The organism is Amycolatopsis sp. MEPSY49, assembly GCF_051337345.1.
Lineage (GTDB): Bacteria > Actinomycetota > Actinomycetes > Mycobacteriales > Pseudonocardiaceae > Amycolatopsis.
In genome coordinates, this window is record NZ_JBDLYJ010000005.1 from 616,508 (window position 1) to 635,452 (window position 18,945).

Genomic DNA, 18,945 nt, shown 5'->3' on the forward strand with positions numbered 1-18,945 from the left:
CGCAGAACGCGTCTTGTTGCTCACTCCGGAACAGAGTGACTGCCGCCGCGCACGCCTGTCAAGACGCGTTTTCCCGTGCCCGCAGGAGGTTCAGGCGGCCGGGCCGTCGATCGCCCGCCGGAACAGTGTTTCGATCTCCGCGCGGGTCGGGCGCGGGTCGGCCAGCGCCGCCTGCATCAGCAGGCCGCAGAACAAGCCCGCCAGCAGGCGGCCGGTGAGCGGGTCGGTCCGCAAGCCGAAGAACTCGATGAGCGCTTCGTCCCACGCCGCGCTCGCCTTGCGCAGCGCCGGTCGGTGCAGGGCGGCGACGTACAGGTCGTACTCGACGACGGTGTCGCGGTACTGCTCGTTGATGTAGCCCATCACCAGCTCGGCGAGGGCCGCGGCGAAGTCGGCGTCCGGCGGGAGCGCGGACTCCCACTCCTTCAGCGCGTGGACGTTCCGCTCGGCCGCCTCGTGCAGGGCAACTTCCAGGAGGTCGTCCAGCGTCGCGAAGTGGTAGGTCGTCGAGCCGAGCGGGACGCCGGCCGCGGCCGCCACCGACCGGTGCGTGACCCCGTCGATCCCCCGCTGCGCGACGACCTCGATCGCGGCCTTGGCGATCCGTGCGCGCCGCTCGGGGTCGTTCGGACCGCGGCGCCGCGTCGCGCCGGGTTCGCTCTTCGCCATCGAGCCCCCTTGTGGACATCTGTACATGTTTCGCGTACAAATGTACGCACTCTCGACCCGTACCGGCCACCACCGATCCGGAAGGAGCCGGAGTGAAGGACCTCCACATCGACGGCATCTGGCTGGACGCGTCCACCGGGACGCGCTCCGACGTGCTGAACCCCGCGACCGGCGAGGTCGTCGTGACCGTCGCCGAAGCCGGGAAAGCCGAGGTCGACGCCGCCGTCAGAGCCGCGAGGAGGGCCTTCGACGAAGGTCCGTGGCGGCAGACGACCGCCACCGAACGCGGCACCTTGCTGCGCAAGGTGGCCGACCTCCTGGTCCGCGACCGCGAGGAACTGGCCCGCACCGAAAGCCTCGACACGGGCAAGACGCTCGGCGAGGGCGGCATCGACATCGACGACGTGACCAACGTCTTCCGCTACTACGCCGACCTCGCCGACAAGGACGCCGGACGGCTGGTCGACGCGGGCAGCGCGACCGTCGTCAGCCGGATCGTGCACGAACCCGTCGGCGTCTGCGCGCTGATCGCGCCGTGGAACTACCCGCTGCTGCAGATGTCCTGGAAGGTCGCGCCGGCGCTGGCCGCGGGCAACACCGTCGTGCTCAAGCCCAGCGAGGTCACGCCGCTGACCACGATCAAGCTGGTCGCCCTGCTGGAAGAGGCCGGCACGCCGGCGGGCGTCGTCAACCTGCTGCTCGGCGACGGCCGGGTCGGTGCGGCGATGGTCGAGCACCCCGGTGTCGACCTGGTGTCGTTCACCGGCGGCTACGCGACCGGCGAGAAGATCATGACGGCCGCCGCGAAGGGCGTCCGCCGGGTCGCGCTGGAGCTGGGCGGCAAGAACCCGAACGTGGTCTTCGCCGACGCCGACTACGACACCGCGCTGGACTACGCGCTGATGGCCGCGTTCGTCCATTCGGGACAGGTCTGCTCGGCGGGCGCGCGCCTGATCGTCCAGGATGAGATCCATGACCGGTTCGTCGCGGACCTCGCCGCGCGCGCCGAGAAGATCCGCGTCGGCGACCCGCTCGATCCCGCCACCGAAACGGGCGCGCTCGTCTCGGCGCAGCACCGCGCCAAGGTCGAGGGCTACATCGAAAGCGCTCTCGCGGAAGGCGCCACGCTCCGGGCGGGCGGCAAGCGTCCCGAGGGGCCGCAGTACGAAAACGGATTCTTCCTGCGCCCCACGGTGTTTTCCGACTGCACCAGGGACATGGCGGTCGTCCGGGAAGAGGTCTTCGGCCCGGTCGTCACCGTGGAACGCTTCACGGAAGAGGCCGACGCGATCGCGCTGGCCAACGACACCGAGTACGGGCTCGCCGGGGCCGTGTGGACGTCGGACGCGTCCCGCGCCCAGCGGGTCGCCGGGGCCCTGCGCCACGGCACCGTGTGGATCAACGACTACCACCCCTACCTGCCGCAGGCGGAGTGGGGTGGTTTCGGCAAGTCGGGCATCGGCCGCGAGCTCGGGCCGTCCGGGCTGGCCGAGTACCAGGAGAGCAAGCACGTCTACCAGAACATCGATCCCGTTCCGCAGCACTGGTTCAAGGGCTAGACACTCCCTCCCCCACCACGTGAGGACGTTGCGATGACCACTCAGGAAATACCGGCGGGCGGGGGGCCTGCTGCCGACGACAGCTCCGAACTCGAGAAGTTCGGCTACCGCCAGGAGCTCGAGCGCTCGCTCGGGTCGTTCTCCAGCTTCGCCGCCGGGTTCAGCTACATCTCCATCCTGACCGGCGTGTTCCAGCTCTTCTTCTTCGGCTTCGGGTCGGGGGGCCCGGCCTTCATCTGGACCTGGCCGCTGGTCTTCCTCGGCCAGTTCGCCGTCGCCCTGTGCTTCGCCGAGCTCGCCGGCCAGTTCCCGCTCGCCGGGTCGGTGTACCAGTGGGCCAAGCAGATCGCGAAACCCGCGACGTCGTGGCTGGCCGGCTGGATCATGATCATCGGCGCGATCGTGACGGCGGGCGCCGTCGCGGTGGCCTACCAGATCATCCTGCCGCAGGTCTCGACCGCGTTCCAGATCGTCGGCAGCGACGCCGACGCCGGCCTGACGTCCACCCCCGGCGGCGCGCAGAACGCCATCATCCTGGCCGTGGTGCTGGTCGTGTTCGCCACGATCGTCAACATCATCGGCGTCAAGCTGATGGCCAAGATCAACAACTTCGGCGTCGCGGTCGAGCTCGGCGCGAGCGTCCTGCTCGTGATCGCGCTCGCCATCCACATCAAGCGCGGCCCCGGCCTCGTCTTCGACACCGCGGGCACCGGCGAGGGTCACTCGTTCGGGTACCTCGGGGCTTTCCTGGTGGCGTCGCTGATGAGCGCGTACGTCTTCTACGGCTTCGACACCGCGGGTTCGCTGGCCGAGGAGACCACCCAGCCGCGGCGGCACGCGCCGCGCGCGATCCTGCGGGCGCTCGCCGCGGCGTTCATCGTCGGCGGGCTGATCATGCTGTTCGGCATGATGGCGGTCGGCAACCTCAAGGCCGACGAGCTGAGCACGTCCGGCATGCCGTACCTGCTCAAGAGCACCCTCGGCGAAGGACTGGGCGACGCCTTCCTGATCTGCTCGGCGATCGCGATCACCGTGTGCTGCCTGGCCGTGCAGACCGCGGCCATCCGGATGACGTGGGCGATGGCCCGCGACGGCCGCCTGCCGTTCAGCCGCGCGATGGCGAAGGTGTCGCCGCGGTCGAAGACGCCGGTGCTGCCGGCGCTGCTCACCGGTGGCCTCACGGTCGTGGTGCTGCTGATCAACCTGGGCAACCAGCGGGCGTTCTTCATCCTGACCTCGACCGCGATCATCCTGTTCTACATCCCCTACCTGATGGTCACCGGCCCGATGCTGGTGCGCCGCCTGCGCGGGCACTGGCCGCGTCCCGAGCACGGCCCGTACTTCAAGCTCGGCCGCTGGGGCACGCTGGTGAACCTGGTCGCGGTCGTCTACGGCGGCGCGATGACGGTCAACCTGATCTGGCCGCGCGCCGAGGTCTACGGCGACGACCACTGGTACTTCCAGTGGGGCGCGGTGATCGTCACCGGGCTGATCGTGATCATCGGTGCGATCATGCTGTACGTCCGGCGCCGCACCTGGGGCTCCGCGCACACGAGCCCCGAACACATGCCCGACAACGCTCCGGACACGCTGCCCGGCTGAGGAGGACGCATGACTTCCGATACCTACGACTTCGTCATCGTCGGCGGTGGCTCGGCGGGCTGCGCGCTGGCGAACCGGCTTTCGGCCGACCCGGCGAACAAGGTCCTCGTCCTGGAGGCGGGCCGGTCGGACTACAAGTGGGACGTCTTCATCCACATGCCGGCCGCGCTGACCTTCCCGATCGGGTCGAAGTTCTACGACTGGGGCTACCGCAGCGAACCCGAGCCGTACATGAACCGCCGTCGCATCTACCACGCGCGCGGCAAGGTGCTCGGCGGGTCGTCGAGCATCAACGGGATGATCTTCCAGCGCGGCAACCCGATGGACTACGAACGCTGGGGCGCCGACCCGGGAATGTCCACTTGGGACTACGCACACTGCCTGCCGTACTTCAACCGGATGGAGAACTGCCTGGCGGACCCGCCGGACGGGAAGTGGCGCGGGCACGACGGTCCGCTCGAGCTGGAGCGCGGCCCGGCCTCGAACCCGTTGTTCCAGGCGTTCTTCGACGCCGCCGAGCAGGCGGGCTACCCGCGCACCGACGACGTCAACGGCTACCGGCAGGAAGGCTTCGCGCCCTTCGACCGGAACGTCCGAAAAGGACGGCGGCTGTCCGCCGCGGGCGCGTACCTGCACCCGGTGATGGACCGGCCCAACCTGACCGTGAAGACGCACGCGTTCGTGTCGCAGGTCCTCTTCGACGGCACCCGCGCGGTCGGCGTCGAGTACACGCAGGGCCGCGGCGTGCCGGGTGAGGTGTACGGCAAGGAGATCATCCTCTGCGGCGGCGCGATCAACAGCCCGCAGCTGCTGCAGCTGTCCGGCGTCGGGAACGCGGCCGAGCTGGAGAAGCTCGGCATCGACGTCGTCAAGGACCTGCCGGGCGTCGGCGAGAACCTGCAGGACCACCTGGAGGTGTACATCCAGTACGCCTGCAAGCAGCCGGTGTCGATGCAGCCGTCGCTGGCGAAGTGGAAGCGGCCGTACATCGGCGCGCAGTGGCTGTTCCTGCGGTCCGGGCCGGCCGCGACCAACCACTTCGAGGGCGGCGGGTTCGTCCGGTCCAACGACGAGGTCAAGTACCCGAACCTGATGTTCCACTTCCTGCCGGTGGCGATCCGCTACGACGGTTCGGCGCCGACGGGCGGCCACGGCTACCAGGTGCACGTCGGCCCGATGTACGCCGACACCCGCGGCTCGGTGAAGATCACCTCGACCGACCCGCGGCAGCACCCGGCGATCAGGTTCAACTACCTGTCGACCGAGAACGACCGGCGCGAGTGGGTCGAAGCGGTGCGGGTGGCGCGGAAGATCCTCAACCAGCCCGCGCTCGACCCGTACAACGACGGGGAGATCTCGCCGGGGCCGTCGGTGGAGACGGACGAGGAGATCCTCGACTGGGTCGCCAAGGACGCCGAGACCGCGCTGCACCCGTCGTGCACGGCCAAGATGGGCGTGGACGACAAGTCCGTCGTCGACCCGCAGACCATGCGGGTGCACGGCACCGACGGCCTGCGCGTGGTCGACGCGTCGGTGATGCCGTACATCACCAACGGCAACATCTACGCGCCGGTGATGATGACCGCCGAGAAGGCCGCCGACCTGATCCTCGGCAACACCCCGCTCGCCCCGATCAAGACGCCGTTCTACCGGCACGGCGAGAACTAGCCCCGACGTCGTCGCGCCCGTACCGCCATCCCCGGTACGGGCCTTCGGCGTGCCCGGATTACCCGTTATCCGCTAACGAAAACTACCGGGGCGTACCCCCTTGACGACGTCCTCCACCGGACTCAGACTTGTTGCGTATCACAGTTGATGTTCCCCCATGCGCAACACATTCGGAGGCGTCATGATTCGCGCGTGCACGGTGGACGAGCTGCCCCCCGGCGAGTCCGTCCGGATCCCCGGACCGCCCGCCATCGCGGTGTTCCACACCGAGGAGGGCGAGCTGTACGCCATCGGCGACACGTGCACCCACCAGGACGCCTCCCTGGCCGACGGCTGGCTCGAAGGCTGCTTCGTCGAGTGCCCGCTGCACGCGGCGCTGTTCGACCTGCGCACGGGCATGCCGACCTGCCTGCCGGCGAAGGACCCGGTGCGCACGTACGCGGTCGTCGTCGACGAAGGCGTCGTCTACGTGCGAGGCGAGGCCAGCGAGGACGCCGCGTGAAGCGCATCGCGGTCGTCGGCGCGTCGCTCGCCGGGGTCCGCGCGGCGCAGGAGCTGCGCGCGCAGGGGTACGACGGCGGGATCGTGCTGATCGGCTCCGAAGCCCATCTGCCGTACGACCGGCCGCCGCTGTCGAAGGGCTTCCTCGCCGGGACCGCTTCCGCGGCTTCGCTGGAGCTGCTCGACGCCGGCGACCTCGCTTCGCTGGCGTTGGACTTCCGGCTCGGCGTGCGGGCGACGGCTTTGGAGCCTGCTGCGCGTCGAGTGCAGCTGTCGGACGGCGGTTCGGTGCACGCGGACGGCGTCGTCATCGCGACCGGCGGCCGGGCGCGGACCGTGCCCGGCTGGTCCGGGGTGCACACACTGCGGACTGTCGACGACGCGCTGGCCCTGCGCGAGGCCCTGGTGCCCGGCGTGCGGGTGGCGGTGATCGGCGCCGGGTTCATCGGGGCCGAGGTGGCCTCGACGTGCCGGTCGCTGGGCCTCGACGTCACGGTGCTGGAGGCGCTGGCCGCGCCGATGGCGCCGGTGCTGGGCCCCGAGCTGGCGGCGGTGTGCGCCCGGCTGCACGCGGACCACGGCACCGATCTGCGGTGCGGTGTCTCGGTGACGGCCGTGGACACGGCGGGCGTCCACCTGGCCGACGGTTCCCTCGTCCCGGCCGACGTGGTCGTGGCGGGCATCGGCATGACCCCGGCGACGGAGTGGCTGAGCGGATCCGGGTTGAAGGTGGGCGACGGCGTCCACACGGACGAGGGGCTGGTGACCTCGTTGCCGCAGGTGGTCGCCGTGGGCGACGTGGCCCGGTTCGGCGGACGGCGGCACGAGCACTGGACGAACGCGTCGGAGCAGGCGCCGGTCGCGGTGGCGAACCTGCTGGCCGGGCACACCGCGCGGACGTACACGCCGAGCGGGTATGTGTGGTCGGACCAGTATTCGGGGACGCTGCAGCTGGCCGGCCACCCGTTGCCGACCGACGCGCTTTCGTTCGTCGACGGCGATCCGGCTTCGTCGTCGTTCGCGGCGGTGTGGCAGCGGAACGGGGAGACGGTGGGGGTGTTCGCGTTGAACAACGCGAAGCTGTTCAACCGGCTGCGGCGGCCCCTTCGCCGGCCGGCGGCCGTCTGAAAGTCTCAACCGGGGTTTCAACGATACGCTTCACCCGCATGGAGCTGAGTCTGGATGAACTGCGCGCTCTGACGGGATGGGCCGCCGACTGCGCCGCGCGGGTGGTGCCGCTGGTTCCCGGCGACCCGCGCCCGGCCGCGGCGATCTCGGCGGCGCGGGAGTTCGCTTCGGGAGGTCCCCGCACTCGCGCGTTGCGCACGACGGCGTGGGAGGCGTTGGCGGCGAGCAAGACTTCGGACCCGGCGGCCGCGGCGGCCGCGCGCGCCGCCGTGGGCGCGGCCGGAGCGGCTTACCTGCACCCGTTGGAGTCGCCGCACCAGGTGAAGCACATCGTCGGCCCCGCGCAGCAGGCGGCGTTGGCCCGTGAACTGGCGGGTGGTTCGGCGGACGCGGAAATCGAGTGGGCGCTGTCGCAGGCTCCGCCGGAGGTGGGCGAGATCCTGCGGAGGTTCCCACCAGGCAAGCCGGGCAAAACCCGCTTGGGCGAGTTGCACCGCCGGCTGGAGTCCGCCCTGCGTGGCTGAAGTGGCCGGTTGTCCACAGCCCGGCTGCGTTGTGGACAACCATGCCTCGGCTGCGGCCTTCGCCGAGTTTCGTCCGGCACCCTCGATAGAATGGATGCGGGGCCGGACCCCCGGTGAGGGCGGGGGCTGCTAGAGGGCCAGGGCGTCCAGATCCGACTCCAGGCGCGCCCGCCAGGTCCACCGCCGCTCGGTCGTGTCCGCGTCCTCGGGCGGCGGGCCCAGCGGGAGTGCCTGGTCGGTGATCCCGAACGTCACCCGGTACGCCAGCACCGAAGCCGCCGTGCGGATCCACGCGTCGCCCGAAGCCCCGGCCGGCGGGGCCACCCCCAACGCGTGACCGAACCACGTCGGCAGCAAAGCGTTCGACCCCAACGCGTCCGTGATCCGCGTCCGCAGCCGCACCTGCAGGTCGTGCCACGCTCGCTCGGCCCGCTCCAGCTGCGGGACCACCCGCGCCTCCACCGCGTCCGCCTCGCGCAACGCCAGCCGGGCCTGGTCCGCCGCCGCGACCGCCGCCGGGATCTCCTCGTCCAGCAACGTCCGGCGCCGCGTCGCCAACGCCCGCAGCGACGACTCCGCGTCCCCCCTTGCCCGCGAAGCACGGTCCGTCGATGCCAGAACCCCCATGACATCCAGCAAGTCCGCGTCGCAGCGGGACAACGCCGCCTGCACCGAAGACAGCCGCGCGATCTCGTCGGAGTACCGCGCCCGCTGCTCCTTCGTGACGAGCTCCTTGTGCAGGTCGTCCCAGCGCGCCGCCTCCGCCGCCAGCGCTCGCGTCTCCGCGCCGACATCGTCGAGGTTCACCTGCGGCACCCCGTCCGACACGCGGACCGCGCGCTCCAGGGCCTGGACCTGCTGCTGCAGCCGGTCCAGCCGCCGGCCGAGCAGGTCGAGCCGGTCCTCCTGCCGCTGCGCGCCGCCGGTCTCGAGGCGCTCGGTCAGGTCGGCGACGTCCTGGCGCAGGCGGTCGTCGGTCTCCTCGACGGCCGCGCGCAGCCCGTCGACCGCCGCGAACAGCTCGTCGAGGTCGCGCCGCGTGGTGTCGACCGGCTCTTCGTAGTCGACCGAGAACTCGGGATCGTCGCCGTAGGTCGCGTAGCCGTGGCTCACGGGATCCGGCTTTCCCGCCACAGCAGCCCGCACGTGACCGCGACGCCCAGCGCCGTCAGGACCGTGCAGACCACCGCCCCGGACCACGGGACCAGCGCGAGGACCAGCAGCCCGGCCGTCGCGCTGCCCGACCACGCCGCCCGCGTCCGCTCGCGGATGACGTCGCCGACGCGCCGGACCGGGCCGAAGCCGATCCACAGCCCCGCCGCGAACAGCGGGACGAGCGCGAGCAACCACACCGGCGACAGCACGTCGAACAGCACCAGCGCCGCGGCGACCAGCGGCACCAGCACCGGCGCGGCCGCGTAGTACACGACCGCGCGCTGCGTCGCCGCGTGCCGGGACTCGAGCTCGGCATTCGCCAGCCGGTGCTTCGCCTCGTCGAACGCCACCTCGGCGTCGAGCAGCCGGTGCGCCGTCGCGACGAGCTCGTCCATCGCCTCGACGTCGGCGGGCGGGGTCGCCAGCCCGGCCCGCAGGTCCTGCTTGAGCCGGCCCACGCGGGCTTCCGCCTGGTCACGGTCGTGCTGGGCTGGAGTCGTCACGCGAACACTGTAAGTGCCACGGCCGTCACCACCGGCCAATGCGGCCGGTGCGTCTACAAATCACCGAGGGCGGTGACCGGCGACTCCACGCAGTCGGCGACGAACCGCAGGAACCCGCCGGCCGTGCCGCCGTCGCAGACGCGGTGGTCGAACGCCAGCGTCAGCTCGCAGACCTTGCGCACGCCCAGCGCGCCGTCGACCACCCACGGCCGGTCGATGATCCGGCCGATGCCGAGGATCGCGGCCTCGGGGTGGTTGATGATCGCCGCGGACCCGTCGACGCCGAAGACGCCGTAGTTGTTGACGGTGAACGTGCCGCCGGTGAGGTCCGCGGGCGCGAGCTTGCCGTCCCGCGCGGTGCGGGCGCGGTCGCCGATCGCCGCCGACAGGTCCCGCGTCGACAGCGCCCCCGCGTCCCGCACGACCGGCACGACCAGGCCGCGGTCGGTCTGCGCGGCGAACCCGAGGTGGATCTCGTCGAGCAGCACGATCTCGTCGCCCTCGACGCGCGAGTTCAGCTCCGGGAACTTGCGCAGGCCCGCGACGGCGAACCGCGCGATCAGCCCGAGCAGGCTGACCGGCCGATCGGACTTCGCGTTCAGCGCCGCGCGGGCGGCGACCAGCTCGGTCGCGTCGACGTCCACCCAGACCGTGGCCTCGGGGATCTCGCGCCGGGACGTCGTCAGCTTGTCCGCGACGGCCTTGCGCACTCCGGTCAGCGGGATCCGCTTGCCCTTCGCGGCGGGCTTCTTCAGCGCTGCCTCGACGTCGGCGCGGCGGATGATGCCGTCCGGGCCGGCCGGGGTGAGCTTCGCGAGGTCGATTCCGTTGTCCGACGCCAGCTTCCGGACGAACGGCGAGATCACGCCGGGCGCCTTGGCCTTCGGCGCGGGCGCTTCGACGCGGCGGGCGCGCTTGCGCCGGGTCGTGGGCGCGGTGCCGTACCCGATGAGGACGTTGCCGCTCCCCGAAGACGTCGTAACGCCGGGCTCGGCGAAGCCGCCGACGGACAGCAGCGGCGCGCCGACCGGCAGCAGCTGCCCCGGTTCGCCGTGCAGCGCGGACACCACGCCGGCGAACGGCACGGGCACCTCGACCGCGGCCTTCGCCGTCTCGACCTCGACGACGATCTGGTCGACCTTAACCGTATCGCCGACGTCGACGTGCCAGTTCAGGATCGCCGCCTCGGTCAGGCCTTCGCCGAGGTCGGGCAGCAGGAAGTCAGGCACCGGCCACCACCGGGGTGTCGTTCCACTGCAGGCGCGCGATCGTGTCGAGGATCCGGTCGACGTCGGGCAGCGTGTGCCGCTCCAGCTTCGGCGCCGGGTACGGGATGTCGAGGCCGGTCACGCGCAGCACGGGCGCGTGCAGCTGGTGGAAGCACTGCTCGGTGACGCGCGCGACGACCTCGGCGCCGTAGCCGCCGAAGCCGGCGGCCTCGTGCACGACCACCGCGCGCCCGGTGCGGCGCACGGACGCCGTCACGGTCTCGTCGTCGAACGGGCTCAACGAACGCAGGTCGACGACCTCGACGTCCCAGCCTTCGTCCTTCGCGGCTTCGGCGGTCTCCATGGCCGTCGCGACCATCGGGCCGTACGCGATGAGCGTGACGTCCTTGCCGTGCCGCCGGACCACGGCCTTGTCCATGGCCGGGCCGTTGCGGGTGAAGGTGACCTCTTCGCCGGACCAGTAGCGGGCCTTCGGCTCGAGGAAGACGACCGGGTCCGGCGACTCGATGGCGTCGCGGAGCAGGTCGTAGGCGTCCTGCGCGGTGCCCGGCGTGACGACGCGCAGGCCCGGCGTGTGCGTGTAGTAGACCTCGCTGGAGTCGCAGTGGTGCTCGACGCCGCCGATGCCGCCGGCGTAGGGGATCCGGATGACCATCGGCAGTTCCAGCGCGCCGCGAGTGCGGTTGCGCAGCTTCGCGACGTGCGAGGTGATCTGCTCGAACGCCGGGTAGGCGAAGGCGTCGAACTGCATCTCGACGACCGGGCGGAACCCGCCCATCGCCATCCCGACGGCGAACCCGACGATGCCGGACTCGGCGAGCGGCGTGTCGAAGCAGCGGTCCTCGCCGAAGTCGGCGGTGATGCCGTCGGTGACCCGGAAGACGCCGCCGAGCGTGCCGACGTCCTCGCCGAAGACGAGGACGCGGTCGTCGTCCTTGAGCGCGTCGCGCAGGGCCGCGTTGAGCGCCTGCGCCATCGTGGTCGTCATCAGGCCTCCAGTTCGGCTTGCAGGGCGGCCCGCTGGGCTTCGAGGTGGCGGGTCGGCTCGGCGTAGACGTGGTCGAACAGGGACATCGGGTCGAGCTCGGCGTCGGTGTTGAGGGTGTCGCGGACGGACTGGGCGAACTCTTCGGCTTCTTGCTGGTACTGCGCGGTTTCGCCCGGGGCGAGGGCGTCGCCGAGGTAGGTCTCGAGCCGTTTGACGGGGTCGGCTTCGCGCCACTTCGCGACTTCGTCCGCGTCGCGGTAGCGGGTGGCGTCGTCGGCGTTGGTGTGGGCGTCGATGCGGTAGGTGTGGGCCTCGACGAGCACCGGGCCTTTGCCTTCGCGCGCGTGTTCGACGGCGTCGTCGAGGACGGCGAGGACCGCGACGGCGTCGTTGCCGTCGACCTGCTCCGAGCGCATGCCGTAGCCGATCCCCTTGTACGCCAGCGCGGGCGCGGCGCTCTGCTTCTCGAAGGGGACGGAGATGGCGTAGCGGTTGTTCTGCACGAAGAAGACGACGGGCGCCTTGAAGACGGCGGCGAAGTTGAGCGCCTCGTGGAAGTCGCCTTCGCTGGTGGCGCCGTCCCCGATGAGCGCGAGCGCGACGGCGTCTTCACCGCGTCGCTGCATGGCGTGCGCGAGACCGGCCGCGTGGAGGGTCTGCGTCGCGAGCGGAGTGCACTGGGGCGCTACGCGCGTCTCGGCGGGGTTGTAGCCGCAGTGCGCGTCGCCGCGAAGGAGCGTCAGGACTTCGCCGGGCTTCAGGCCGCGCGCGACGAGGGCGACCGAGTCGCGGTAGGTGGGGAAGAGCCAGTCCTGGTCCTGCAGCGCGAGCGCGGCGGCGACCTGGCAGGCCTCCTGGCCGGCGCTGGAGGGGTAGACGGCGAGGCGGCCCTGCTTGGTGAGGGCGGTCGCCTGGACGTCGAACCGGCGGCCCAGGACCATCAGCCGGTAGGCGGCCTTCAGGCGGTCTTTCGCGGGCTCGGCGTAGCCGCCGTGCTGGTCGACGCGAGTCCCGTCCTCGGCGACGAACCGCACCGGCGACGCGGAGGGCAGCAGGGCTTCCACGGACACCACCTCTCGCAGACATATGATGCTCGAATGGTGGTTCTTGCTGGTCGTGTGTTCAAGGCGTTGGCCGAATGAGCGACAAACGGTCTTTGGGCGGGGTCCCGGGTGACCAAACGTCCATCGGTGCGCTGGCTCACGGCGGCCGTCCGGGACGAACGGCCCCGGCCTTGGACGAGGTCGACCGCGCGATGCTGGCGGAGCTGTCCGCGGACGGCCGGCTGGCGGTGCGGGCGTTGGCGGAGAAGCTGCACATTTCCCGCACGAACGCGTACGCGCGCTTGGAGCGGTTGATGGCGGAAGGGGTGATCACGGGGTTCGGCGCGCGCATCGACCCGAGGCGGGCGGGGCTGGGCACGTCGGCGTACATCATGGTGACGGTGGAGCAGACGTCGTGGCGGACGATGGCCACGGATCTGCACGAGATCCCGTACGTCGACCATGTGGCGCTGGTGGGCGGGGACTTCGACATCCTGCTGCTGGTGCGGACGCCGGACAACCAGACGTTGCGGGACGTGGTTCTGGAGCGGCTGCAGGCTTTGGAGGGGGTGCGGTCGACGCGGACTTGGTTGATCTTCGAGGAACTGCCGGGCTCGGTCCTCGGCTGACCTAGGCTGCCCGGCATGACGGGCTACACCTGCACCAGCTGCGGCGAGCACCACGCCGAACTGCCGTTCGCCTACGGCGCACCGGCACCGGCCTTCTGGCAGGACGCCGCCGGAGACGTCCTCGAACCCGAACGCTGCGTCATCGACGGTCAGCACTACTTCCTACGCGGGCGCCTCATCCTCCCCGTCCTCGACGCCGAAGACGACTTCGAGTGGGGCGTCTGGGTTTCCGTCAGCAAGGACAACTTCTTCCGCGCCGAAGAGCTTTGGGACCGCCCCGACCGCGTGAAAGAACCGCCGTACTTCGGGTGGCTCGCGACCGAGCTGCCCGGCTACGAACCCGGGACCCTGAACCTCAAGACCCACCTGCACACCCGCCCACCGGGCGAACGGCCCCTCGTCGAAGTCGAGCCGACCGGTCACCCGCTCGCCGTCGAGCAGCGGGACGGGATCACGCTCATCCGGGTGCAAGCCGTCGCCGAGATGCTGCTGCACCCCTGACGAACGGGCAAAACCCGTGCCCGCAAGGACCTTGCCCGCCGGTATTCCCACCGGCTAAGCAGGACAGCACGTGACCCCGTCGCCGCCCGACTCTTATTTTATGTCGAGAAATAACTACCTCGAAACCTATTGACGCCGCCCGCTCGCCCGGTGAGGATCGGCCGGTCCGCCGTTCATCGCAGAATGGACCAGACCATGGCCAGAAGATCCCGCGCGTGGGTCCGTGCGCGCCGAAGTTCGCTCGTCACCTTGATGAGCCTGAGTCTGCTGGGCGGGATCGCCCAAGCGACGCCGGCCCAGGCCGAAGCACCGGCACAGCCCGTCATCGGCCAGCCCGCCAAGGACAAGTACGGCTGCGCCAAGATCGAGAACAGCCTGCCCACCCTCGCCGACTGGCCGAAGGTCGACAGCCGGTTCAAGGGCAAGGCCGACGACGAGGCGCGCATCGCCAGGATCCTCGCGGGCATGACCCTCGAGGAGAAGGTCGGGCAGATGACGCAGCCCGAGATCACCTCCATCACCCCCGACGAGGTCAAGCAGTACGCCATCGGCTCCGTCCTCAACGGCGGCGGCGCGTGGCCCGGCGGCAACAAGCACGCCACCCAGCAGGACTGGCTGAACCTCGCCGACGCCTACTGGAACGCCTCCAAGACCAGCCGCACCCGGATCCCCGTCATCTGGGGCATCGACGCGGTGCACGGCAACAACAACGTCTACGGCGCCACCGTGTTCCCCCACAACATCGGGCTCGGCGCCGCGCACGACCCGTGCCTCGTCCGCGACGTCGCCGCCGCCACCGCGCGGCAGATCCGCGCCACCGGCCAGGACTGGGCCTTCTCGCCCACCCTCGCCGTCGTGCAGGACGACCGCTGGGGCCGCACCTACGAAGGCTTCTCCGAGGACCCGCGCATCACCCGCGCCTACGGCTTCGAGGCCATCGACGGCCTCCAGTCCGGCGCCACCAAGCGCATCGGCCGCAGCGGCGTGATCGCCACCGCCAAGCACTTCATCGGCGACGGCGGCACCCTCAAGGGCCAGGACCAGGGCGTCAACCCCTCATCCGAGGCCGACATGATCAACATCCACGGCCAGGGCTACTACGGCGCGCTCGCCGCCGGCACCCAGACCGTCATGGTGTCGTTCAACAGCTGGACCAACACCGACCTCGGCATCAACGAGGGCAAGCTGCACGGCAGCGACAAGGCGCTGAACCAGATCCTCAAGGGCAAGATGGGCTTCGACGGCCTCGTCGTGTCCGACTGGAACGGCATCGGCCAAGTCACCGGCTGCACGAACTCCTCGTGCCCGCAGGCGATCAACGCCGGCATCGACATCGTGATGGTGCCCGCCGACTGGAAGGCGTTCATCACCAACACCGTCGCGCAGGTCCGGAGCGGCCAGATCCCGATGGCGCGGATCGACGACGCCGTCACCCGCATCCTGCGCGTCAAGATCCGGGACGGGCTGTTCGAGGCGCAGGCGCCGTCCGACCGTTCGTTCGCCGAATCGGACGAGGCCCTGACCGACCACCAGCTCGCCCGGGCCGCCGCCCGCGAGTCGCAGGTGCTGCTGAAGAACAACGGCAACGTGCTGCCGCTCAAGCCGAAGGCCAAGGTCCTGGTGGTCGGCAAGAGCGCCGACAGCATCCAGAACCAGACCGGCGGCTGGACGCTGAGCTGGCAGGGCACCGGCAACACCAACGCCGACTTCCCGAACGCCACCTCGATCCTGGCCGGCCTCAAGCAGGACCTCGGCGACGCCAACGTCACCTTCGACGCCACCGGGAACGTCGACCCGAAGGGCTTCGACGCGGTCATCGCCGTCATCGGCGAGACGCCGTACGCGGAGGGCGTCGGCGACCTGACCCGCAAGACCCTGGAAGCGGCGAAGCTCTACCCCGAGGACCTGGCCGTGCTGGACAAGGTCAGCGGCAAGGGCACCCCGGTCGTCACCGTGTACGTCGGCGGCCGCCCGCTGTACATGAACAAGGAGATCAACCGCTCCGACGCGTTCGTGGCGGCCTGGCTGCCCGGCACCGAGGGCGGCGGCGTCGCGGACCTGATGGTCCGGGGCAAGGACGTCAACGGCGGCTACACGGCCACGCTGTCGTACTCGTGGCCGAAGAGCGCGTGCCAGTCGCCGCTCAACCCGTGGTCCCCGGACTACGACCCGCTGTTCAAGCTCGGCTACGGCCTCAAGACCGGCCAGCGCGTCACCATCGGGCAGCTCGACGAGACCCCGGGCCCCGCGTCGTGCACCTCCACCGGCGGCGGCGGGACGGCGACCGAGGACCTCGAGCTGTACAACCGCACCGATGTCGCGCCGTACAAGAGCTTCATCGGCTCGGCGTCGAACTGGGGCGGCACCGAGATCGGCCCGGACGGCACGGCGGAGCACCCCGAGATCACCACCGTCCCGACGGACGTCAACGTGCAGGGCGACGGCCTGAAGACGACCTGGACCGGCACGGGCGCGGCCCAGTTCTACCTCCAGAACCCGGCGGGCACGAACGACCTCCGCAGCTACCTGAACGCGGACGGCGCGCTCGAGTTCGACACGATCGTCCAGCAGGCACCGACCAACCGGACGGTGATCAGCATGCACTGCGTCTACCCGTGCTTCTCGGAGGTGAACGCGACGAAGCTGTTCACGGACCTCGCGGGCGGCGCGAAGACGACGGTGAAGATCCCGTTGTCCTGCTTCAACAACGGGCTGGACTTCGAGAACATCAACACCCCGTTCCTGGTGTACACGGACGCGCCGTTCCAGGCGTCGTTCGCGAACGTGCGCTGGGTGCCCAACGGGGCGAAGGATCCTGACGCCAGACCTTGTTCGAGTTTGACCTGATCGGCGACCGGGCCGGGAGCGAAAGCTCCCGGCCCGGTTTCTTTCGAACACCGTCGTGTCCGCCGGTGCGAAATCCCCTGGATCGCGGCTGAGCGGCGCCGACAGAATGGGGAGATGACCTCCGCCACCGCGCTCGCGGACGAACTGCTGCACGTGCTCGGCACCTTGATGCCGCTCGAAGGGACCTTCGTGGGCATCCCCGGCCACGACGCGGAGCTGCCCGATCCTTCCGAAGCCGGGCACGCCCGGATCAGGGAGCGGGCCGCCGACGTCCTCGCGCGGGCCCGGGCGTCGGCGGACGCGGACGGGGTGACGCTCGGCGTCGTCGTCCAGCAGGCGGAGGCCGTGCTCACCCAGCTCGACGCGCGGGTCGTCGAGTTCACCCTCGCCGATCCCATGTTCGCCGTCGGCATCAGCCACCTGGCGTTCCTGCCGCAGCTCGCGCCGTCCGGCGAGCAGGCCGAGGAGGACTACCTGGCCCGGCTGGCCGGGCTCCCGGAGTTCTACGAAGCGCTGGCGCGGCGCCAGGGCGACGGCCTGCGCGCGGGCCGGACGCCGGTGGACCGCAACGCGCGCAACGCGGTGGCGTTCCTCGACCGGTACCTCGCACAGGAGGAGCTGTTCGCCCAGCCGCTGACCGGCGGCCGCGGCGAGCGCCGGGACCGGCTGGTGGCCGAGGTGGTCCGGCCCGCGCTGACCCGTTACCGGGAGTTCCTCGCCACCGACGTCGCCGGGCACGGCCGGCCCGACGACCGGCCGGGGCTCTGCTGGCTCGAGAACGGCTCAGCGCACTACGCGGCGTTGGCTCGCATGCACACGACCACCGGCCACACACCGGAGGAACTGCACCAGCTCGGTCTCGACGTGCTCGCCGGGCTCGAGGCAGAGTACGCCGAGATCGGCGGCCGCGAGTTCGGGCTGACCGCCCCGGCCCAGGTACGCCGCCGGCTGCGGACCTCCCCCGACCTCCGCTGGACGGACGCGGAGGAGATGCTCGAAACGGCCCGGGCGGCGGTCGCCCGCGCGACGGCGGCGGCGCCGGACTGGTTCCACCGCCTACCTCGCGCCGAGTGCGTCGTACGAGCGGTCCCCGAAGCCGACGGGCCGGGCGCGGCCCCGGCGTACTACCTCCCGGCCGCCCTCGACGGCTCGCGCCCGGGCGTCTACTTCACCAACACCCACGAGGTCCGCACGCGCGACCGGTTCATCGCCGAAACGGTGGCGTTCCACGAGGCCGTGCCCGGTCACCACTTCGAGGTCTCGCTGGCGCAGGAGCTGACGGACCTGCCGCTGCTGCGCCGCATCGCCCCGGTGACGGCGTACGGCGAGGGCTGGGGGCTGTATTCCGAGCGGCTGGCCGACGAGATGGGCCTGTTTTCAAGCGATCTGATGCGGCTGGGCATGGTGGCCGAGGACTCGGTCCGCGCGGCGCGGCTGGTGGTCGACACGGGTCTGCACGCGCTGCGCTGGACGCGCTCGCAGTGCGTCGAGTTTCTGCGCACGCACACGGTGCTGAGCGAGGTGGAGGTCCAGTCCGAGACCGACCGGTACATCGAGTGTCCAGGTCAGGCGCTGGCGTACATGACGGGCCGGCTGGAGATCCTGCGCCTGCGCCGGTTCGCCGCGGAAGCGCTCGGGGAGGCGTTCTCCCTCAAGGACTTCCACGACGTGGTGCTCGGCAGCGGGCCGCTGCCGCTGTCGGTGCTGGAGGAGGTCGTCCGCGCCTGGGTGGGCTAGTCGGTTGTTGCTTTCGCCCTCGCGCCGATTTGAGCCCGGGTGACGTGGTCGACGCGGCGTGGGCTCGAGCGGTGCGCCGAACTGGTCGCCAGCGGGTTTTGAGGGTGAGTGCGGCGAGTTTGGTGTGGCGCCTGGCGTACGGCACTTCCCGCCGAAGCGGCGGTGCTTGCCAGAGTTCTGATCGCAGTCGCCACCACACTGGCAGTGGCGGATCAGGGCGCCGCCGAGGATCACCTGGGAGTAGGCGGCGGACCTGGTGCAGGTCGGGGGCGATGCGGTGGTCGATGGCAGGACGGTGGCGTCGCGAAACCACCGCAATGCCAGCAGGGATCAGTGCTCGTACTGCGGCGGTGTCGTCCGGCGTGCCACGTCGAGCGTGGCACCACGGGTGATCACGTGGGTGTAGGCCCGTAGCCGTCTGGCTGCGGGCCTATCCCATGTTCGGTTGTCACGCTGCGAAGGGCAGCGGGTCATGCAGGTTGTTGCGCCTGGGTTTTCGTTCCCGATCCAAGAACGCTGGTGGCAGGAACTCCGGTAAGCCGTCCGCGGCAATGCGGACTTCCCAGCCTGAGCGGTGTAGTAGCCGGTGGTGGTGGGCGCACATCAACACCAGGTTGGTCAGGTCTGTCCGGCCGCCCTCGGACCAGTGCTGAATGTGATGC

At 70.6% G+C, this 18,945-nt stretch carries 17 protein-coding genes; 10 read left to right on the forward strand and 7 right to left on the reverse strand.

What is annotated here, in order from left to right; genetic code table 11:
- Positions 1-90 precede the first annotated feature (90 nt).
- Positions 91-669, reverse strand: a complete 579-nt coding sequence (locus tag ABFJ78_RS26010; protein WP_436388977.1) for a TetR/AcrR family transcriptional regulator — start codon at positions 667-669, stop codon at positions 91-93.
- Positions 670-761: 92 nt separating this feature from the next.
- On the opposite strand from ABFJ78_RS26010, the gene ABFJ78_RS26015 reads away from it, so the two are divergent.
- From ABFJ78_RS26015 to ABFJ78_RS26040, 6 genes are all read left to right on the forward strand, one after another.
- Positions 762-2,228 (forward strand): aldehyde dehydrogenase family protein, encoded by a 1,467-nt coding sequence (locus tag ABFJ78_RS26015; protein WP_436388979.1) that lies wholly within the window; start codon positions 762-764, stop codon positions 2,226-2,228.
- Positions 2,229-2,261: 33 nt separating this feature from the next.
- The gene (locus ABFJ78_RS26020; protein WP_436388981.1) at positions 2,262-3,830 is read left to right on the forward strand and encodes an amino acid permease; all 1,569 of its coding nucleotides are present in this window, start codon (positions 2,262-2,264) and stop codon (positions 3,828-3,830) included.
- 9 nt (positions 3,831-3,839) lie between these two features.
- A complete protein-coding gene (betA, locus tag ABFJ78_RS26025; RefSeq protein ID WP_436388982.1) occupies positions 3,840-5,498 on the forward strand; it encodes a choline dehydrogenase in 1,659 nt (552 codons plus the stop codon).
- Positions 5,499-5,679: 181 nt separating this feature from the next.
- Entirely contained in the window at positions 5,680-6,000 is a 321-nt protein-coding gene (locus ABFJ78_RS26030; protein ID WP_400893803.1) for a bifunctional 3-phenylpropionate/cinnamic acid dioxygenase ferredoxin subunit, read from the forward strand.
- Positions 5,997-7,127: an NAD(P)/FAD-dependent oxidoreductase gene (locus tag ABFJ78_RS26035; RefSeq protein ID WP_436388984.1), complete on the forward strand. Its 1,131-nt coding sequence runs from the start codon at positions 5,997-5,999 to the stop codon at positions 7,125-7,127. The genes ABFJ78_RS26030 and ABFJ78_RS26035 overlap by 4 nt, the downstream gene beginning before the upstream one ends.
- A 38-nt stretch (positions 7,128-7,165) precedes the next feature.
- Positions 7,166-7,651, forward strand: a complete 486-nt coding sequence (locus ABFJ78_RS26040; protein WP_436388986.1) for a putative immunity protein — start codon at positions 7,166-7,168, stop codon at positions 7,649-7,651.
- Positions 7,652-7,780: 129 nt separating this feature from the next.
- On the opposite strand, the gene ABFJ78_RS26045 is transcribed toward ABFJ78_RS26040, so the two are convergent.
- From ABFJ78_RS26045 to pdhA, 5 genes are read right to left on the reverse strand one after another with little or no spacing between them, the layout of a single operon-like run.
- Positions 7,781-8,764 (reverse strand): hypothetical protein, encoded by a 984-nt coding sequence (locus tag ABFJ78_RS26045; protein ID WP_436388987.1) that lies wholly within the window; start codon positions 8,762-8,764, stop codon positions 7,781-7,783.
- Positions 8,761-9,309 carry a hypothetical protein gene (locus tag ABFJ78_RS26050; RefSeq protein WP_436388988.1) on the reverse strand — a complete coding sequence of 183 codons (549 nt, stop codon included), beginning with the start codon at positions 9,307-9,309 and terminating at the stop codon, positions 8,761-8,763. Before ABFJ78_RS26050 ends, ABFJ78_RS26045 begins: the two co-directional genes overlap by 4 nt.
- A gap of 53 nt (positions 9,310-9,362) precedes the next feature.
- Entirely contained in the window at positions 9,363-10,538 is a 1,176-nt protein-coding gene (locus ABFJ78_RS26055; protein ID WP_436388989.1) for a dihydrolipoamide acetyltransferase family protein, read from the reverse strand.
- Complete coding sequence (locus ABFJ78_RS26060; RefSeq protein ID WP_436388990.1) at positions 10,531-11,526, reverse strand: alpha-ketoacid dehydrogenase subunit beta; 996 nt, start codon at positions 11,524-11,526, stop codon at positions 10,531-10,533. Before ABFJ78_RS26060 ends, ABFJ78_RS26055 begins: the two co-directional genes overlap by 8 nt.
- Positions 11,526-12,596: a pyruvate dehydrogenase (acetyl-transferring) E1 component subunit alpha gene (pdhA, locus tag ABFJ78_RS26065; RefSeq protein ID WP_436388992.1), complete on the reverse strand. Its 1,071-nt coding sequence runs from the start codon at positions 12,594-12,596 to the stop codon at positions 11,526-11,528. The genes ABFJ78_RS26060 and pdhA overlap by 1 nt, the downstream gene beginning before the upstream one ends.
- A gap of 125 nt (positions 12,597-12,721) precedes the next feature.
- Here pdhA and ABFJ78_RS26070 point away from each other — a divergent pair, with 125 nt between their 5' ends.
- The 4 genes from ABFJ78_RS26070 to ABFJ78_RS26085 all read left to right on the forward strand — a co-directional run bounded on the left by ABFJ78_RS26070 (position 12,722) and on the right by ABFJ78_RS26085 (position 18,283).
- A complete protein-coding gene (locus ABFJ78_RS26070) occupies positions 12,722-13,198 on the forward strand; it encodes an Lrp/AsnC family transcriptional regulator (protein WP_436389029.1) in 477 nt (158 codons plus the stop codon).
- A gap of 15 nt (positions 13,199-13,213) precedes the next feature.
- Positions 13,214-13,699, forward strand: coding sequence for a DUF2199 domain-containing protein (locus ABFJ78_RS26075; protein ID WP_436388993.1), 486 nt, complete (start codon positions 13,214-13,216; stop codon positions 13,697-13,699).
- A gap of 252 nt (positions 13,700-13,951) precedes the next feature.
- A complete protein-coding gene (locus ABFJ78_RS26080; RefSeq protein ID WP_436388995.1) occupies positions 13,952-16,546 on the forward strand; it encodes a glycoside hydrolase family 3 protein in 2,595 nt (864 codons plus the stop codon).
- A 114-nt stretch (positions 16,547-16,660) separates the two neighbouring features.
- The gene (locus ABFJ78_RS26085) at positions 16,661-18,283 is read left to right on the forward strand and encodes a DUF885 domain-containing protein (protein WP_436388996.1); all 1,623 of its coding nucleotides are present in this window, start codon (positions 16,661-16,663) and stop codon (positions 18,281-18,283) included.
- Positions 18,284-18,731: 448 nt separating this feature from the next.
- Here ABFJ78_RS26085 and ABFJ78_RS26090 read toward each other — a convergent pair.
- On the reverse strand, positions 18,732-18,945 hold a 214-nt coding region (locus ABFJ78_RS26090), incomplete at its 5' end, for an HNH endonuclease (RefSeq protein WP_436388998.1).